This window comes from Bacillus arachidis (assembly GCF_030285945.1).
Taxonomy (GTDB): Bacteria; Bacillota; Bacilli; order Bacillales; family Bacillaceae_G; genus Bacillus_A; species Bacillus_A arachidis.
On the sequence record NZ_CP127376.1, the window covers coordinates 432,040 to 450,912 of the forward strand.

19 protein-coding genes, 1 pseudogene and 1 other annotated feature are annotated in these 18,873 nt (G+C 35.6%); of the genes and pseudogenes, 17 read left to right on the top strand and 3 right to left on the bottom strand.

Annotation, left to right across the window (positions count from 1 at the left end; translation table 11 throughout):
• Positions 1-13 precede the first annotated feature (13 nt).
• Entirely contained in the window at positions 14-1,555 is a 1,542-nt protein-coding gene (locus QRY57_RS03900) for an ABC-F family ATP-binding cassette domain-containing protein (protein ID WP_286016704.1), read from the top strand.
• A gap of 98 nt (positions 1,556-1,653) precedes the next feature.
• Here the strand turns inward: QRY57_RS03900 and QRY57_RS03905 are convergent, their stop codons facing one another.
• The gene (locus QRY57_RS03905) at positions 1,654-1,971 is read right to left on the bottom strand and encodes a hypothetical protein (protein ID WP_026592550.1); all 318 of its coding nucleotides are present in this window, start codon (positions 1,969-1,971) and stop codon (positions 1,654-1,656) included.
• 146 nt (positions 1,972-2,117) lie between these two features.
• Between QRY57_RS03905 and QRY57_RS03910 the strand changes: the two genes are divergently transcribed.
• The 5 genes and pseudogenes from QRY57_RS03910 to QRY57_RS03930 all read left to right on the top strand — a co-directional run bounded on the left by QRY57_RS03910 (position 2,118) and on the right by QRY57_RS03930 (position 4,929).
• Positions 2,118-2,360, top strand: a complete 243-nt coding sequence (locus QRY57_RS03910; RefSeq protein ID WP_026592549.1) for a hypothetical protein — start codon at positions 2,118-2,120, stop codon at positions 2,358-2,360.
• Between the two features lie 147 nt (positions 2,361-2,507).
• Positions 2,508-2,650 (top strand): annotated as a pseudogene (locus QRY57_RS03915) (histidine kinase).
• A gap of 80 nt (positions 2,651-2,730) precedes the next feature.
• Complete coding sequence (locus QRY57_RS03920; RefSeq protein ID WP_286016705.1) at positions 2,731-3,315, top strand: TetR/AcrR family transcriptional regulator; 585 nt, start codon at positions 2,731-2,733, stop codon at positions 3,313-3,315.
• Between the two features lie 63 nt (positions 3,316-3,378).
• A complete protein-coding gene (locus QRY57_RS03925; protein WP_349775670.1) occupies positions 3,379-4,620 on the top strand; it encodes an MFS transporter in 1,242 nt (413 codons plus the stop codon).
• 60 nt (positions 4,621-4,680) lie between these two features.
• Positions 4,681-4,929, top strand: a complete 249-nt coding sequence (locus QRY57_RS03930) for a helix-turn-helix transcriptional regulator (protein WP_349775671.1) — start codon at positions 4,681-4,683, stop codon at positions 4,927-4,929.
• A gap of 79 nt (positions 4,930-5,008) precedes the next feature.
• On the opposite strand, the gene QRY57_RS03935 is transcribed toward QRY57_RS03930, so the two are convergent.
• Together QRY57_RS03935 and QRY57_RS03940 are read right to left on the bottom strand one after the other, a co-directional pair.
• Positions 5,009-6,292, bottom strand: coding sequence for an MFS transporter (locus QRY57_RS03935; RefSeq protein ID WP_026592545.1), 1,284 nt, complete (start codon positions 6,290-6,292; stop codon positions 5,009-5,011).
• A gap of 108 nt (positions 6,293-6,400) precedes the next feature.
• The gene (locus QRY57_RS03940; protein ID WP_286016707.1) at positions 6,401-7,714 is read right to left on the bottom strand and encodes an alkaline phosphatase family protein; all 1,314 of its coding nucleotides are present in this window, start codon (positions 7,712-7,714) and stop codon (positions 6,401-6,403) included.
• A 154-nt stretch (positions 7,715-7,868) separates the two neighbouring features.
• On the opposite strand from QRY57_RS03940, the gene QRY57_RS03945 reads away from it, so the two are divergent.
• From QRY57_RS03945 to QRY57_RS03995, 11 genes are all read left to right on the top strand, one after another.
• Complete coding sequence (locus tag QRY57_RS03945) at positions 7,869-8,153, top strand: YesK-like family protein (RefSeq protein WP_098302394.1); 285 nt, start codon at positions 7,869-7,871, stop codon at positions 8,151-8,153.
• A 104-nt stretch (positions 8,154-8,257) separates the two neighbouring features.
• Positions 8,258-8,467 (top strand) — a binding site (T-box leader).
• A 46-nt stretch (positions 8,468-8,513) separates the two neighbouring features.
• Positions 8,514-9,944: a proline--tRNA ligase gene (gene proS / locus QRY57_RS03950; RefSeq protein ID WP_098302395.1), complete on the top strand. Its 1,431-nt coding sequence runs from the start codon at positions 8,514-8,516 to the stop codon at positions 9,942-9,944.
• 257 nt (positions 9,945-10,201) lie between these two features.
• On the top strand, positions 10,202-11,344 hold the full coding sequence (locus QRY57_RS03955) for an SH3 domain-containing protein (protein ID WP_286016708.1): 1,143 nt from the start codon (positions 10,202-10,204) through the stop codon (positions 11,342-11,344).
• A 74-nt stretch (positions 11,345-11,418) separates the two neighbouring features.
• A complete protein-coding gene (locus QRY57_RS03960; protein ID WP_286016709.1) occupies positions 11,419-11,643 on the top strand; it encodes an SH3 domain-containing protein in 225 nt (74 codons plus the stop codon).
• Between the two features lie 5 nt (positions 11,644-11,648).
• Positions 11,649-13,313 (top strand): SH3 domain-containing protein, encoded by a 1,665-nt coding sequence (locus QRY57_RS03965; protein ID WP_286016710.1) that lies wholly within the window; start codon positions 11,649-11,651, stop codon positions 13,311-13,313.
• A gap of 70 nt (positions 13,314-13,383) precedes the next feature.
• Positions 13,384-14,262: an ROK family protein gene (locus tag QRY57_RS03970; RefSeq protein WP_286016711.1), complete on the top strand. Its 879-nt coding sequence runs from the start codon at positions 13,384-13,386 to the stop codon at positions 14,260-14,262.
• 128 nt (positions 14,263-14,390) lie between these two features.
• Positions 14,391-14,987 (top strand): TerD family protein, encoded by a 597-nt coding sequence (locus QRY57_RS03975; protein ID WP_090693560.1) that lies wholly within the window; start codon positions 14,391-14,393, stop codon positions 14,985-14,987.
• A gap of 23 nt (positions 14,988-15,010) precedes the next feature.
• Positions 15,011-15,595, top strand: a complete 585-nt coding sequence (locus QRY57_RS03980) for a TerD family protein (RefSeq protein WP_026592469.1) — start codon at positions 15,011-15,013, stop codon at positions 15,593-15,595.
• 79 nt (positions 15,596-15,674) lie between these two features.
• Entirely contained in the window at positions 15,675-16,253 is a 579-nt protein-coding gene (locus QRY57_RS03985; RefSeq protein WP_026592470.1) for a TerD family protein, read from the top strand.
• 72 nt (positions 16,254-16,325) lie between these two features.
• Positions 16,326-17,114 carry a TerC family protein gene (locus QRY57_RS03990; RefSeq protein ID WP_286016712.1) on the top strand — a complete coding sequence of 263 codons (789 nt, stop codon included), beginning with the start codon at positions 16,326-16,328 and terminating at the stop codon, positions 17,112-17,114.
• A 116-nt stretch (positions 17,115-17,230) separates the two neighbouring features.
• Positions 17,231-18,862 (top strand): YceG family protein, encoded by a 1,632-nt coding sequence (locus tag QRY57_RS03995; protein WP_208018649.1) that lies wholly within the window; start codon positions 17,231-17,233, stop codon positions 18,860-18,862.
• Positions 18,863-18,873: the final 11 nt, after the last annotated feature.

Below are 18,873 nucleotides of genomic sequence, written 5' to 3' on the forward strand. Positions count from 1 at the left end.
GGAGAGAACAAAAATGAGCGTATTAACAGTAGAAAATCTTATGCATATGTATGGAGATAAAAACATTTTATATAATGCTTGTTTTCGATTATTACAAGGGGAGCATGTTGGACTTGTTGGAAGTAATGGTGCAGGAAAGTCAACATTGCTTCGGCTTTTAACAGGAGAAATTTTGCCTGATGCTGGAACGATTGAATGGTTTCCACATGTGAAGATCGGTTTCTTACAGCAACATATTGATTTACAAGAGGGAACAACGATTGAAGAATATTTACAAAGCGCTTTTTCTCATCTTTATGAAATTGAACGTGAAATGGTAACACTTGCTGAAAAGATGGGAAAGGAAACGGAGTTAGAAAAGTTATTAGTGAAATATGGAGAATTACAAAATATATTGGAAGGCTCAAATTTTTATCAAGTTCATACAAAAATAGAAGAAGTAGCAGCTGGCTTAGGTTTGTTAGACTTAGGTATGAAAAAAGATGTTTCAAAACTAAGTGGCGGTCAGCGTACAAAGTTATTACTTGGAAAGCTTCTTTTAGAGAAACCACATGTCTTATTGCTGGATGAGCCAACGAATTATTTAGACACAGTTCATATTGATTGGTTAAGGGCATATTTACAAGCGTATGAGCATGCTTACATTGTCGTTTCACACGATGAGTCATTTTTAAATCACATTACAAATGTTATTTATCATTTAGAAGGGCAAACAATAAAGCGATACGCAGGAAATTATGAAAGGTTTTTAGAAAGCTACCAACTTCAGAAGCAACAATTACAAGTAGCTTATACAAGACAGCAAAAAGACATTGCAAATTTAGAGAGTTTTATCCAAAAAAATAAAATTCGAAAAGCGAAACAAGCAAAAAGTCGTGAAAAGGTATTGGAGAAAATAAAAAAGGTTGAAAAGCCTAACGATGTAACAAAGCCATATTTTCATTTCAGCATTCACACTGAGCCTGTGAGCCGTATATTACAAGCACAACAGATTCAAATTGGTTATGCGGAACCATTATTTTCATCTTTTAATTTACAAGTGAAAAGAGGCGAAAAGATTGCAATTGTTGGTCATAATGGAATTGGAAAAACAACAATGTTAAAAACGTTACTAGGACAACTAGAACCATTAAACGGAGCAGTTCATATTGGAGAGAGAGTACAGCCGGCATATTTTGCGCAAGAAGAGTTTGCAGCTGAAATTACACCACTTGAGCAAGTATGGTCAAGGCGTCCGGATATGACGCAAAAAGAAATTCGGCAATCTTTAGCACGATGTGGGTTAAAGGCAGATCATATTTGGCAATCTCTATGTTCTTTAAGTGGCGGAGAACAGACAAAAGTGCGTTTATGTGAGTTGATGCTAATGAAAAGCAATTTTTTAATTTTAGATGAACCAACGAATCATTTAGATATATATGCGAAAGAGGCATTAAAGGAAGCATTAGAGCAATACACGGGAACGATTTTACTTGTTTCTCATGAACCTTCTTTTTATGAGTCTTGGGTGACTCGAGTTTGGAATCTGGAGGAAATGGATGTTACTAAAAGATAAGAGGGAAATTTATTTGGAAGTGTAATGGGTGAGGGATAGATTATTTTAGTGAGAGATTATGAAAGCAGCTACGTGTTACGTGGCTGCTTTCGTATTATTTACTGGTTTACTTGTAATCGTTCTTGTATGAATAGTAGCAATTTAACAATGCTATCTTCCGTATAAATATCAAATTTTTGTCGATGAAATTCACCATGTTCGTGATAAAAAATCAGTTCCCCTTTCCCAGCAACTTCGTTTATTAACATATGAAAACTAAGTGGTGTTGCTACAATTGATCCATTATCATCTCTTAAAAGAATTTGGCAGAGCGTTTTTTGTTGTGCAACCTCATATAAAAAATCGTAATGAAAGGATTGGGCTAGCTTTTCTATCTGGGATAATAGTAGAGTTTGTATAGCATGATTTTCGTGCATACAATGTAACCTCTTTTCGTTTGTATGTATAAAGTATTTACTGTTATTTAGTATATTAATTCTGAGTATCATTTGTATACCATATTGTGGTACCATTTAAAATTTTCATGTAAAATAATAGTAAAAATATGTAAGGGGGGGATTATGTGGGTTTTGTGATAGCAACATTATTATTTTTAGTATTAATTGGAATGATTGCCAAATCGATCAAGAAAAATAAACGAAAAGTAAATCTTTATAAAACAGGTAATGGTGATAGTACCGCTTCTACACCAGTATTCTTTGCAGGATCAGATAATGATAGTTCACATGATTGCGGAAGTTCTTTTGGAGGCGATAGCGGTTTTTCAGGCGGTGACGGCGGTAGCTGTGGCGGCGGTGGAGATTAAGGAGAAGCGCTCTTTATGGGCGTATTTCTTTTTAAACAAACGTTTGATTAGTGGACTTGAACTCGTATAGAATCAGCTAAACAAACGTTTGTTTAAGTATAATGTATCGATAAATAAGGGATATATGATGTTATAAGGGGAATGAGCATGGAGAAGAAACCAAAAGTTAAAAATAAAGAAAGGTAGCATTATTTTTATTAGTTGCCGGTGGAGTATGTATTGTCAAACTTGGTTTTAAGATTGGAGTTATTCATACACTTCGAATCTGGTTTGAAAACACATTTTCCTAAATAAGGAATATAGCCTCTTGTAATAGAGGTTTTATATTTGTTATTATTAGACTGAACGGTCGGTTTTGTGAGGTGTGAGCATGAGAAAGAGTGCAGAAGAGATAAAAAGGGAAATAGCGTACCAAGCGGAAGAGTTATTTTCACAAAAAGGATACGCTGCAACATCTATGGAAGACATTTGCGAAATTACAGAACGTAGTAAAGGTAGCATTTATTATCATTTTAAAAGTAAGGAAGAATTATTCTTATTTGTGGTAAGACAACATACGTATGATTGGCTTGAAAAGTGGAATGAAAAAGAAAAACAGTATCGTACGAGTACCGAGAAATTATATGGACTTGCAGAGTACCATGTAGAGGATACACAGCATCCTATTTTTAGTGCAGTTGAAGAGTTTTCCATGAGTCAAGTTGTAAGCAAAGAGATTTTAGATGAAATGCTTGTTCTAGCAAGAGAATCATATGGTGTTTTTGAGAAATTAATTGAAGAAGGCATAAAATCTGGAGAATTCCGTCAAGGAGATATCCGGGATCTTATGTATATTGTGAATGGTTTACTATCTGGGCTTGGTATACTTTACTACGAGTTAGATTCTGTAGAAATGAAGCGAATTTACAAAAAAGCAATTGATGTATTATTACAAGGACTGGCAGCTGAATCATAAATCAGCAGCTTTTCTTTCATATTAATTTAGACTGAACGGTCGGTTTACAAAGGGAGGAATAACATGAAAGAGTTATTTAAAAATCGGGCATTTATGCTTGTTATGGCGTCTGATATTTTACAGCAGTTTGCGATTTGGATTCGAAATATGGCATTGTTGTATTTCATTATGGAGCGAACAAATAATGATCCTGTTTCAGTTTCATTATTATCGGTTATGGAATATGCACCTATTTTTATTTTTTCATTCATTGGTGGTGCGCTAGCAGATCGTTGGAATCCTAAGAGAACGATGGTAGCTGGAGATATGCTAAGTATGTTATCCATTATAGGGATTATTTCACTGTTAAAAATGGATTATTGGCAGGCTATATTTTTTGCAACTCTTGTTTCAGCAATTGTTGGGCAATTTTCTCAGCCTTCATCGTCACGTATATTTAAACGTTACGTAGAAGAAAAACATGTTGCAAACGCAATTGCTATTAACCAAACGTTACAGTCGTTATTTCTAATTTTTGGTCCGGTTGTAGGTTCGATTGTATATACACAACTTGGATTGTTCGCATCACTATATAGTTTAATCGGCTTATTCGTGTTATCTGCTATTACTCTTTCATGTTTACCCAGATGGGTTGAAAAAGAGAGAACGGAGAGTATTTCATTATGGAATGATATAAAAGAGGGCTGGAGATATGTCCTTCAAACCAAAAATTTATGTATGATTACAATTACTTTTGCAATTATGGGTTTAGCAGTAGGGCTCACAAATCCATTAGAAATATTTCTTGTTATTGAACGATTAGGTATGGAGAAGGAGGCCGTTCAATATTTAGCAGCAGCTGACGGGATAGGTATGCTAATTGGAGGCGTCGTTGCAGCAGTTTTTGCTTCAAAGGTACATCCGAAAAAAATGTTTGTGTTTGGTATGATTGTATTGGCTATGTCACTTCTAGTAGAAGGGCTGTCTACATCATTTTGGGTTACTAGTTTGATGCGATTGGGAACGGGAATTTGCTTAGCTTGTGTTAACGTTGTTGTTGGAACGCTTATGATTCAGCTTGTACCAGAGAATATGGTAGGGCGTGTAAATGGTACGATTTTACCGCTTTTTATGGGAACTATGTTACTTGGAAATTCACTAGCTGGGGGATTAAAAGAAGCGACCTCACTTATTATTGTATTTTGTATAGCGATGTCACTTATTCTACTCGCGATTTTGCCAATTTTACGTATGAGAATAAATGAAGAAGCCAGAAATAAAAAAGAGGATACGAATCAAAAGGGGGTTACGGATTCTTTGATGTAGGAATTTTACTGGAAAAGGAGCCTTAGGTTCTTTTTTGTATGGTAATTTTTTGACAACTATATGTACCGAATATATACTGATGTTGTAAAAAGGATTTTACAGGTTAGGAGAAATGATGTGGAAAATCAAATTTGCGCATTACGCACTGAAAAGAATATTTCACAAGGTGCATTAGCTGATAAATGTAAAGTATCAAGGCAGACAATAAATGCAATTGAAAATAATAAATATGATCCAAGTTTAGCCTTGGCATTTCGTTTAGCAGAAGTATTAGGGACGACGGTTGATCAATTATTTTTGTATAAGTAGTAAAAATTTTAGTGGTGAAAAGGTATCGATGGAATAAGAGAAAATGTCCCTTTCTGCATGCAGAAAGGGACATTTTCTCTTATAGTGTTTCTGATTTTGGAGTAGGTGGTGTAACAGAAGCCACATTTTCCGGTACGCGTGTTAGTATGAATCCGCCCAGTATAAATAAAATGATAATGCTTAGTACACCAGCATTTGTTCTTCCAGTTAGCTGAGTTGTTACACCGACTAATAAGGGTCCCATAATAGCTGCGAACTTACCGAAAATATTATAGAATCCGAAGAATTCGTTTGCAGATTCTTTTGGTACCAACTTTGCAAAATAGGAGCGACTGAGTGCCTGAATCCCGCCCTGAGAAGTTGCAACTAACATTGCTAAAATCCAAAAGTCGAGAGTTGTTTTTAAGAAATAAGCATATATGCAAATAATGATATAAATAATAATACCGACATATATCATTTTCTTGTCTTTGAACGTTTCAGATAGTTTCCCATACAACAAGGCGAATGGACAAGCGACAATTTGTGTTACAAATAAAATAATAAGTAAGTTTGTCGCACTGATACCAAGGTCTGTGCCATAAGCTGTGGACATTGTAATAATTGTATCGACGCCATCAATGTAGAAGAAATAAGCAAGCAAGAACAAAAATACAGTGCGATATTGACGGATATTTTTAAATGTATTAGCTAAGCGCTTAAAGCTCATTGTGATGGGTTTTGGATGACGTTCAATATAATGCGTTTGTTCCACATTCTTGAGCATCGGAATCGTAAATAATCCCCACCAAAGAGCTGTAATTGCAAAGGAAATTTGACTGGCAATACCAACTGATAATGGGATTGTTCCTTTTTGGGCAAGGATAATTAGAGTCATGCATCCAATAAAAGGAATTGTACTTCCGATATAGCCTAATGCAAAACCCCGAGTCGAAATCCGAGTCATTCGATCTTCTGTTGTGATATCTATTAAAAATGCATCATAGAAAATGTTTGCTCCAGCAAATCCAACTAAGGCGAGCATATAGCAACCTAGTAGTAAATACCACTGTGAAGTTGGCACAACAGCTAGCATACTTGTAAATATAATACCGAGTCCAAAAAAGAATGTGAAAAAGCGCTTTTTAAATCCTTTATAATCGGCAATTGTACCGAGAATAGGGGCAAGGATAGAAATTAGAAGCGTAGCGAAAGAATTTGCATATCCCCAAAAAGCTGTTGAGGTCGCTCCGGACAGACCTGCTTCTTTTGCTGCAGCTTTGAAATAAATAGGAAATAGTGCAGTTGTAATAACGAGAGAATATACCGAGTTTGCCCAGTCATACAATATCCAGCTTTTTTCTTGCCTGGACATTTTCTTCATATAGTGTTCCTCCTTAAGTTTGTTCTAACAATAGTGTACAAAAATAAAAGTTGTAAAAAGAGAAACAGAGATAAGTTTTACGTAATTTTTACATATATACACATTTCTTTACAATTGAAGTAAATCCTCTATTACAGTTCCATCGGTTTCACCAAGGTGTAATCCGAGTAACCGTGCGATGGTAGGTCCTTCGTCAATGAGACGCATATAGGGAATAATCGTACCTTGACGAATGCCTTTTCCAGCAGCCATGAAGATGGTTTCATAGTTTGGTTTTATTGGAGAATAGCCATGTGCACCAAACGTGTATTTTTTACTAGGGGTTACATCTTTTCCCGTGATTTCCTTTATAAAGCCTCCTGTATAGTTTTGGGTGAAGTAATAGCCTTCACGTGCTTCAAGCATAAAAAGGCAATTTGCATCTGCACCGCGGTCTTTTGCATCTTCATCATGGAGTATAAATTCAATTCCATTTTGTTTATCTTGAAGAAGTTCGTCAAGAAGACGTCGGACAGTTTGTATAGTGTGGATATCATTTTTATCCTTTACATACACGTAAGCGGAGCCATCACAGCTTTGACAATAAGCTTTCCAATCTAGTAATTTTCCTTTTTTATTAACAGAGATGAGTCCCTTTTGATGAAAAAGAACGTTTAGTTGAATTGCTTTGTTTTCACTTAGAGCGCTATGATCACCAAGGGCGATAATGGTACATTCCTCGTATATGTTACTATCCTTCAATGCATGAATAATTTTTCCTAGTCTTTCATCGTGCCTATGGATAGCAGCCCTTGTTTCCTTAGAAGAAAATCCGTAATAATGCCTTTGTGTATCTAAATCTGTAAAATGAACAAACATAACATTAGGTTTTTTTGTTTGAATGGTGTACACAGCGGAAGCGAGAACGAAATCATCAAGTTCAGGTTGTGACAATCCGTTTCTAATATGGCCAAAACGATGATTTAAATCTAGTTGATACAATGGGCTGCCACTAAATAATGAAACCAGAATTTGATTTTGCCACGGTCTATTTGGAAAGATTTCAGGTAAATTGTAGTCAATCTTTGCTCTTCCGGTAACAGGCCATAAAAGGGCAGCGGTTGTTAAATTTGCTTTTCGTGCCTCGTCATATAATGTTGTTCCTTTAATAGAACGACGATACCAATGCCAATCTGGTGATTCCTTGCCGGGCTGAAGTAATGTATTATTTACAACACCATGTTTGTTAGGATAGTTACCAGTTACGATCGTGGCATGACTGGGATATGTTACAGAAGGATAAATGGCTTCTACTTTTTTTGCAATTGCACCTCGTTCGATTAAAGAACGAAAGTGAGGGAGCTCTTGTAATATAGGCAGATCTAAAGCTGATAAGCAGTCAAAAGATAAAACAATTACATGGTTTGTTAATGGCTTTTCCATTATATATCCCTCCTAATTATATATAATCTATTATCATATATTACTATTAATACCTAGTCACAAAAATTTATTCTTAAAGAAAGTTTATTGTTTATTTTTAGAATTTTAAAACATATAATGAATTATAAGGGAATGAATGGAAGGAGGGAATGGCATGAATGGATTTGAAGTGTTTTTTATAATTGGAGCTGTGACAATCTTTATTGTATTTACTGTTTCATTTTTATTAAAGAAGCAATTTCCACAGAAATCGTTTGATATTATATTTGCACTTATTTTAATTCTTATTTGTTTAGCTTTCTTTCCAGTTACAATCTTCGCTATTGGCGGATGGGATGGAATGGGTTACGGTATTGCATGTTTCTTTGTTTTAGTGGGAACACTTATCGGTATGATTACTCATCAAATTATGAAACTCTTTCGAAAAACCTATGTGTAGACTTAGTATAAAACAGAAAAAAATGAAAAGAATATATAAAAATAAGAAAATTAGCCATTGTTTTAAAATGGAATTTATATTATGATATTCAACAAATTTATCTTGTTATAACGATGAAAAAGGATTAGTACATGTCCCACCTTTTTTGCAGAGAGAGAATCCATTTGGCTGCGAGATTCTTAAAAAGGCGATATGGAACCTACCTTTGCGTTCTGCATGTGCAGCGGGAAGTCCCGTTATCAAAAAGAGAGCATGTACAAATTTATTTGTACATGAATCAGGGTGGTAACGCCGGCAAAAGCTCGGTCCCTATTTTGGGGACATGGGCTTTTTTTATTTTCTAAAGGAGGAAGAATGAATATGGCAAAAGAACAAGTACAAGCCATTACGAAAATGGAAGAAGACTTTGCTCAGTGGTATACCGATATTGTGAAGAAAGCAGAGCTTGTTGATTATTCAAGTGTAAAAGGCTGTATGATTTTACGTCCATACGGATACGCATTATGGGAAAATATGCAGCGAGTGATGGATGAGAAATTAAAAGAATCTGGTCATGAAAATGTGTATATGCCAATGTTTATTCCAGAGAGTTTACTTCAAAAAGAGAAGGATCATGTGGAAGGGTTTGCTCCTGAAGTAGCGTGGGTTACACATGGAGGAGATGAGAAGTTAGCAGAAAGGCTCTGTGTGCGTCCAACATCTGAAACATTATTTTGCGAGCATTTCTCAAAAATTGTTCAGTCTTATAATGACTTACCGAAATTATACAATCAGTGGTGTTCAGTTGTTCGTTGGGAGAAAACGACGAGACCATTTCTTCGCACAACCGAGTTTTTATGGCAAGAAGGTCATACAATTCATGAAACAGCAGAAGAATCTCAAGAAGAAACTTTAAACATTTTGAAACTATATGCTTCTTTCTGTGAGGACTACTTAGCAATTCCGGTAATTAAAGGGCAGAAAACGGAAAAAGAAAAATTTGCAGGGGCAAAAGCAACATATACGATTGAAAGTTTAATGCATGATGGAAAAGCACTTCAAACAGGAACGTCTCATAATTTCGGTACGAATTTCTCTGAAGCGTTTGACATTAAATTTTTAGATCGTAATGGAAAATGGCAATACGTACATCAAACATCTTGGGGAGTATCAACTAGAATGATCGGTGGACTTATTATGGTTCATAGCGATAATAATGGACTAGTGATGCCACCAAAAGTAGCGCCAATACAAGTTGTCATTGTACCAATTGCTCAGCATAAAGAAGGGGTATTAGAAAAGGCAATCCAGTTACAAGAGCGTATTCAAAAAGTTGCCCGCATAAAAATAGATGCTAGCAATAAAACACCAGGCTGGAAATTTAATGAGTATGAGATGAAGGGGGTTCCAATTCGATTAGAAGTTGGTCCGAAAGATATAGAGAAGAATCAAGTGGTACTTGTTAGACGAGATACGAAGGAAAAAGAGTTCGTATCAATGGATCAATTGGAAGAGCGTATCACATTATTACTGAGTGAGATTCATGATTCTTTATTGAAGAAAGCCAAGGCATTTCGCGATGAAAACACGTATAGTGTTACAACCTTTGAAGAAATGAAGCAAGCGGCTGATGAAAAGCAAGGATTTATCAAAGCGATGTGGTGTGGTGAGCTTGCGTGTGAAGAAAAATTAAAAGAAGAAGCAGGCGTATCATCGCGTTGTATACCATTTGAGCAAGAAGAATTAGCACAAGAATGTATATGCTGTGGTAAAAAAGCAGAGCATATGGTGTATTGGGGCAAGGCGTATTAATTATATAAGTTTTCAAATAGACCTTTATTTCGAATTTGAAAAATTTGAGATAAAGGTCTATTTATATGTTTGTTTCAATTTACAGTATATATTTTGTGGGATGAAATGATGTTATTTTCATTATTTCACTCGTTTTCTACGAACAAATAGAGCAATACCGAAAAGGAACGGTAGTGAATGTGTTAAGATTAAATAGTAATTTGAGTTTGGCAAGGGAGGGTTGAAGAATATAAAAGTATTTATATTCTTATAAATAAATGAGGAAAACAACGAAACAAATCATAACAACTACATTTTTAGCGACTGCAGCATCTCTTATTTCCACAAATGCTTTTGCACAAGAGGAAAATTCAGCGACAGTGAATGCAACGAATTTGAATATACGTGAACAGCCGACAACGCAAAGTAAAGTTGCGGGAAAATTAAAGAAAGGGACAACAGTACAGGTTTTAGGAAAAGAAAAAGATTGGGCTAAAATTTCTCATGATGGGAAAGAAGGCTATGTTTCATTACGATTTTTAAAGATGAAAGTATCAGAGCCAAATGTTGAAACAAAACAACAACCAACAATTAATAGTGAAAAAAAAGAAACAGGTGTTGTTACAGCAACACGGTTAAATGTAAGAAATAATCCTGTTTTGGGAAGTTCGATTGTTGGATATGTTACAAAAAATGAAAAAGTAACAATCTTAGGAAAAGCAAATGGATGGGCGAAGATTAATTACAAAGGAAGAGAAGGATACATCTCGTTAGAATTTGTAAAGCTAGAATCAGAGAAACAAGAAGAGAAGCCAGGAAACATTACAAATGGTGCCCAAGAAAGTGGAACAATTAACGCAACAAGTCTGCGAGTAAGAAGCCAAGCGAATACAAGCAGTGCAATCCTTGGAAACTTGAAAAATGGTGAAAAAGTAACAATCCTAGGAAAAGCAAATGGATGGGCGAAGATTAGTTATAAAGGAAGAGAAGGGTACATCTCGTTAGAATTTGTAAAGCTAGAATCAGAGAAACAAGGAGAGAAACAAGAAGGGAAACAAGAAGAGAGACCGGGGAACATTACAAATGGTGCCCAAGAAAGTGGAACAATTAACGCAACAAGTCTGCGAGTAAGAAGCCAAGCGAATACAAACAGTGCAATCCTTGGAAGCTTGAAAAATGGCGAGAAAGTAACAATCCTAGGAAAAGCAAATGGATGGGCGAAAATTAGTTATAAAGGAAGAGAAGGATACATCTCGTTAGAGTTTGTGAAATTAGAAGGTGGAAAACAAGAAGAGAAGCCAGGAAACATTACAAATGGTGCCCAAGAAAGTGGAACAATTAACGCAACAAGTCTGCGAGTAAGAAGCCAAGCGAATACAAGCAGTGCAATCCTTGGAAGCTTGAAAATGGCGAGAAAGTAACAATCCTAGGAAAAGCAAATGGATGGGCGAAGATTAGTTACAAAGGAAGAGAAGGATACATCTCGTTAGAGTTTGTGAAATTAGAAGGTGGAAAACAAGAAGAGAAGCCAGGAAACATTACAAATGGTGCCCAAGAAAGTGGAACAATTAACGCAACAAGTCTGCGAGTAAGAAGCCAAGCGAATACAAGCAGTGCAATCCTTGGAAGCTTGAAAAATGGCGAGAAAGTAACAATCCTAGGAAAGCAAATGGATGGGCGAAGATTAATTACAAAGGAAGAGAAGGGTACATCTCGTTAGAGTTTGTGAAATTAGAAGGTGGAAAACAAGAAGAGAAGCCAGGAAACATTACAAATGGTGCTCAAGAAAGTGGAACAATTAACGCAACAAGTCTGCGAGTAAGAAGCCAAGCGAATACAAGCAGTGCAATCCTTGGAAGCTTGAAAAATGGCGAGAAAGTAACAATCCTAGGGAAAGCAAATGGATGGGCGAAGATTAATTACAAAGGAAGAGAAGGGTACATATCACTAGAGTTTGTTCAAATTGGAATGAATCCTACAAATCCAACTAATCCTGGACAAGTTATAGAGGAACGAGCAGTTGTAAATGCTTCTTTATTAAATGTTCGTAAAGGTCCATCTACAGGAACCGCAATCATTGGTCATTTGAAAAATGGCGAGACCGTTACTATTGTTGCTAAAGAGAATGGCTGGGCAAAAGTTCGTTTTAGTGGGGGAGAAGGTTATGTTTCATTACAATTCTTAAAAATGACACAAGGTTCTTCTTCGTATGAAATTGTTACTTCATCTCAAAAGATCCAAAAGCCAAATGAAGTAGAAGCTGAGCAAATTATGAAAAATATGAAAGAAGATGCTTACATTACAAGCGGTGGCAAAATTGTGAATATGAAGCAAGGGTTTGTTCGAGCAAATGGTGTCATTAATATTTATGATATTGCAACAGGGAAGAAAGTTACATATGTAAAAGGTGGAGCAGACTTAGAGTTTGTAAAAGCAGTAGGTAATCGTATTCATGTGAAAATTGATGGATTGACAGGATATGTGAATATAGATGATGTAACATTACATCCGAAAATGACAGGGGCAGCAACTTCGTATTATTCAGCGAAAAATGGAAAATTGTATCATTATGTGTATAATTCTTCTACTGGTAAATATGCAACGTATCAAATTGGAAATGCGCCAAAGCATTTAAAAGAAGGCGAACGCTATGAGGCATTCGATAAAACAAAAATCGGTGGACAAGATAGCTATCAATACTTTGAATATGTACCGTTACGTGTAACTTCTACGTATACAGGTGAAGAAATTGATAATTTCTTACGCGAATCTAATGCTAATAGTCCTCTGATTGGATTAGGCAAGTATTTTGTAAGTGCGGCAGAGAAATATAAGATGAATGCAGGATACTTGGTATCACATGCAATTTTAGAATCTGGTTGGGGTACGAGTCGCATTGCACAAGAAAAGAAAAATTTATTTGGATTTAGAGCAGTAGATTCGGATCCGTATAACGGAGCAACGGCATTTAAAACATGGGAAGAAGGCATTGATTTTTGTGCAGCATATATTGACAAGCATTACTTGACACCAAGTGGAAACACGTATAACGGTGGAAACTTAGGAGATAAGGCACAAGGTATGAATGTCATGTATGCGAGTGATGAGAACTGGGGACAACAAATTGCATCGCTTATGTATAGAATAGATTCAATGAATGGTAGCAAAGATTTAAATAAATATCGTCTTGGAACATTGAAAGCAGGTTCTGAAGTGTTCAAAAACTTAGGAAGCGGACAAACTGGATCGACATCTCGCAATATTATGGTAGCTATTAAAAATACGGTTCATACTGCACAAGGAACTTACTATGAAATTGTTTCAGATAATAAAGCCTATAGCAGTGTTTATGTAAAAACAGAATCAGTAAATCTTATAAACTCTTATTAAACATAGACCTTAAGATTTCATCATTTCAATGCAAGGGAATAAAAGTCATAATGTTAGAGGAAGTGACAGAATGAAACAATATATTGCATTTGATATTGGTGGCACAGAAATTAAGTATGGAATTGTTTCAGAAATAGGAACATTACTAGAGCACCAAACGGTTTCTACAGAGTCGCATTTAGGCGGTGAACAAATTGTTCAAAAGCTAATTTGCTTGTCTCAAGAGCTAATGAATCAACATGCCATTTCTGGAATTGGTATTAGTACAGCAGGAATAGTTGATATTCATAAAGGAATGATAACTGGCGGCGTGGATCATATTCCACGCTATGCCGGAATTCCTATTATTGATAGATTGCAAACTACGTTAACGGTCCCCGCCTCAATTGAGAATGATGTGAATTGTGCAGCATTAGGAGAGACGTGGCAAGGAGTGGGAAGACAAAAGGAAAATTGTATTATGCTTACTCTTGGAACGGGACTTGGTGGGGCTATTGTTATCAAAGAGGAATTATATCGAGGACATTCGTTTAGTGCTGGTGAATGGGGAAACATGTTAGTTGAAGGGAAACGCTTTGAAGAAATCGCATCTATTTCAGGGTTAGTTCATCTTGTGAAGCAATATAAAGGTGATGGCAATTGGAATGGAAAAACAATTTTTGAGTTATACGATAAGAAGGATACAGAGGTTATACAGGCAGTTCAAGTGTTCTTGAAACATTTGGCAATTGGAATTAGCAATCTTGCCTATATTTTTAACCCGCAAACAATTATTATTGGTGGCGGTATCACAGCGAGAGGTACTAAGTTTTTAGAGGAAGTGAAAGAAGAGGTAAGAAAGTATTTGCAGCCAGAATTTTATAATACATGTGAAATTAGTCTGGCACAAAATCGCAATCATGCCGGAATGATTGGAGCAATTTACCACTTATTACATCGTCATGAATAAATGACGTAAATGTTTTCGTATAATTGAAAATTTATTCTTTTTTTCAATTGACAAATAGTGCTACAATATAAGAGAAGAATACAATATTTTCCCATTTGGAAAATACCTTGTAGAAAGGAAGAAACTTCATGCCTATTATTTTAGAAAAAGGACAGAAGATTGATTTAACGAAGGGACAACCAAGAGTAGCAAAATTACAGGTCGGCTTAGGATGGGATCCAATTGGACAATCGGGTGGATTTCTATCTTCGTTATTTGGAAGCAAACCAAGCGTCGATTGTGATGCATCTGTTATTATGCTAGAAAAGGATCGTTTTTTAAATAAAAGTGATCTTGTTTACTTTGGGAATAAGCTATCTGCTTGTGGAAGCGTTATTCATTCAGGTGATAATTTAACTGGTGAAGGTGCTGGTGATGACGAAACGATTTTCGTAGAATTACATAAAGTTCCGAGCCGTATTAATCGTTTAGTATTTGTTGTAAATATTTATGATTGTGTGAATCGTCGTCAAGACTTTGGAATGATTCAAAATGCATATATTCGTATTCAAAATCCACAAACACGTGAAGAATTAGCACGTTATAATTTATCGGAAAATTACGGCGGGAAAACAACGTTAGTTGCAGGTGAAATGTATCGTCAAGGCAGTGAGTGGAAGTTTTCTGCAGTTGGAGAAGGTACACAAGATAAAAATTTAAGTGAAATTGTATCGCGTTATCAGTAATACAATTTAAGGAGGAATAATACATGGCATCGATCTCGTTAAAAAAAGGACAGAAGGTAGATTTAACAAAAACAAATCCAGGTCTTTCTAAAGCTCTTGTAGGCCTTGGTTGGGATACAAATCGTTATGATGGGCAAAATGATTTTGATTTAGATGTAAGTATTTTCTTAGTAGGTGCAAACGGTAAAGTATCAGGTCCAGAAGATTTTGTTTTCTATAATAATCCAAAGGGTGCAAACGGTTCTGTAGAGCATTTAGGAGATAATCGTACTGGTGAAGGTGAAGGCGATGATGAAACAATTAAGGTGGACTTGAAGAATGTTCCAGCACATATTGAGCGTATTTGTTTCACAATTACAATTTATGATGGAGAAAGTCGCAGCCAAAACTTTGGACAAGTATCTAATTCTTTCGTACGTATTATAGATGAAGAAAATGGCGCAGAGCTAATTCGTTATGATCTTGGTGAGGACTTCTCAATTGAAACAGCAGTAGTTGTCGGTGAATTATATCGTCATGCTGGTGAATGGAAGTTTAATGCAATTGGAAGTGGATTCCAAGGTGGATTAGGTGCTTTATGTAATAACTTTGGTTTAGATGTAGAGTAATAAGACAGATATATATGAGTGGACATGTGCTTCACTCATGTATATATTTTTAGAATCATAGCATAAGAGGTGAATATATATGGTTATTCAATTACAAAAAGGACAGAAAATTGATCTAGGTAAGACAAGTCCAGGTCTTACAAAAGCAGTTATCGGTCTTGGCTGGGATATTAAATCATATGATGGTGGATCCGATTATGATTTAGATGCATCTGCCTTTTTATTAGATGCAAATGGAAAATGTACGAAAGAAACAAATTTCATTTTCTATAACAACTTACAATCTCCATGTGAATCGGTTTTACATACAGGTGATAACCGCACGGGTGAAGGCGACGGCGACGATGAGCAACTTGTTGTGGATTTAACTAAAGTTCCAGCAGATGTGCACAAAATTGCAATTACAGTTACGATTTATGATGCAGAAGGGCGTAATCAAAACTTTGGACAAGTTGCAAATGCATTTGTTCGTTTAGCAAATGAAGAGACGAATGAAGAAGTTCTTCGTTTTGATTTAGGGGAAGATTTCTCAATTGAAACAGCAGTTGTCTTTTGTGAGTTATACCGTCATAATGGACAGTGGAAGTTTAATGCAGTAGGAAGTGGATTCCAAGGCGGATTAGGTGCGCTTGTAAGAGCGTATGGCTTGGATGCATAAGAAGGAAACGAACTTCGTTTCCTTTTTTTGACCTTTCTATAAATCTAGCAAAGAATAGGGGAAAACAGTAAGATGAGTATTTTACAGGGAATCCTTGATACGTATGCCCAATTTTTTGACTTGGACATGTGGATTAAAGTATTACAAGATCCTGTATCTTGGGGATTAATTGGTACACTTGTTGTACTTGAAGGATTATTATCTGCCGATAACGCCCTTGTGTTAGCGGTAATGGTAAAACATTTACCAGAAGAAAAGCGTAAAAAGGCATTGTTTTATGGGTTAATCGGTGCATATGTATTCCGTTTTATTGCGATTGGAATCGGTATGTTCTTAATTAAATTATGGTGGGTAAAAGTATTAGGAGCATTGTACCTTGCATGGCTTTCTGTTAAATACTTCATTGATAAACGAAAAGAAAATGAAGAAGAAGAAGAAGAGCATGGCTTGAACCAAAACGGTATTCTCTTTAGAATGTTTGGCGTATTCTGGGGAACAGTTGTAATGGTTGAGCTAATGGATATTGCATTTTCAGTAGATAGCGTTCTTGCAGCATTTGGTGTTTCCAATGAAGTTTGGATTCTACTATTAGGTGGAATGCTTGGTATTTTAATGATGCGTGGTATCGCAGGTGTATTCTTAAGATTACTAGAACGTATTCCAGAGCTTGAATCAACGGCATATATTTTAATTTTAATTATTGCAGCGAAGATGTTGTTATCTGTTATTCACATTGAAGTGCCACACTGGTTATTCTTTATGATTTTAGTTATCGCATTTGGTTTAACATTTATTTTGCATTATATGCGACAAGGACAAGCCAGAGAAGAGATTGCAGCTACTAAGAAAGAAGATAAATAATTGAAATGGGTTTGCTCGTTATAAGAGCGCCCATTTTTTATAACCTAAAATAGTTTATAATAAAGAGATAAGATATTAATTCTTAAAAAGTAAATGTTTTTTGGAGGTGAACTGTCGTGTTTTCGCGTTTTACACTTCATCCACATGCATTAAAAGACGAAGCGGATTTAAAACAATTTGAAACGATTTTAGAAAAGCGCCCGCAGTATGAATTAACAGAGAATGAGATGAAATTTAGCTATATAGCTTGTCGTATTCTTGGTGTCCCAAACGATGTAGATGAATATTTTAATGAATTATTTGATTATAGTGAAGCAAAAGGAATTACTGTACTACACGAACAAAATTTAAATAAAGTGATCGATTCTGAGAAGCTCCGTCATATTCAAGAAGTATTCACACTGCATCAGGAAGCACCGAATGGTCTTACAGTAAATCGTCTTGTTGCGCATTTATCAGGAAAACAGTTGTTGCCTAAAGTTGATAATCCTGATTTACAACACTATATACATACAACATTTATTGCTATATTAACCTTGTATGAGAAACAACATAATCAATCTTTAAAAACAGAAGGTTTTCGTCGTTTCTTAATTGATATAATTAAATTAAGCGAAAATTATGTAGCACAATGGTTTTCGACAATTAATTATAAGAAACAAATGCCTCGCATCGTTTGGTATGGGGATGCGAAGGAGAGTCGTATATATTTCTTATATTTCCTTATTATGCTCGGGTGTGATGTATTATATTATCATCCGGAAGGAAAAGATGGCTTTGAAAGCATTGATAATGAAGAGAAGACCTTTGTTATTTCACATCCAGGTCGTATTTCATTAGAACCATTTCCAGATAGACGCCGGGAGCGAGTTGCAACAGTAGCTTATCAAGCGTCTAAAGAAATTGAACAAGTACTTCATCATGACAATTCCTTATTATATAAACCGTGGCAATTCCGTACGTACACACCCGTAGCACGCACGCTGAAAACAACATACGATGAACTCTTTTTAATTACGAAAGAAAAGGCATTTGTTCGTCCTACGTTCTTTGTAGAAAATAAACATATTTATATTCCATCTTTATTTGCGAAAGTGTCAGGTGTTTCCAAAAATGATAAAGAATATTTTCAGCGACTGAAGGCTGTGACATCATTTGATAATAGTTTATTAATTAATACATTCCCATTTACAAAAGAACAAAAAGCAAATTTTCAATTTCATTATCGTGATGCATTAGACCGCGGGGGGAACCTTCATCCAGATTTAATTATGAATAGTCATTGGTGGCCGCATAAACGCTTGCCAGAAGGCTTGCAACATGGAATTGCAGAAGCGATTATTCACACATGCGAAAGTGAACTTTGTAAACCAGTTGGGAAAGAAACAAAACAAGAGGTAGCTTTGTATGTTTTTGCACAACTTTCCCAAATTCCACCACATATTTTAGAGTTACTTGAGAAATTTGATTATTCGCAAGAAGTGCCAAAAATTGTTATATTTAATAATGAAAAGAGTGGGGAATTAAATCGTTCTGATGCTGTTTTATTATTATTTTTAAATCAAATTGGAATTGATGTACTACACTTTAATCCAACAGGAAGAAATGATATTGAACCATATATTGAAGGAGCAGCATTTGATTCACATTGGCTCGAGGAAGTGAATTTTGATCTTGAATTTCAGGGTCCGTCAGCCTATAAAAATTTATCACAAACAATTAAAGGACTATTTCGTCCATTTTTATAAGGAAAGGGAGA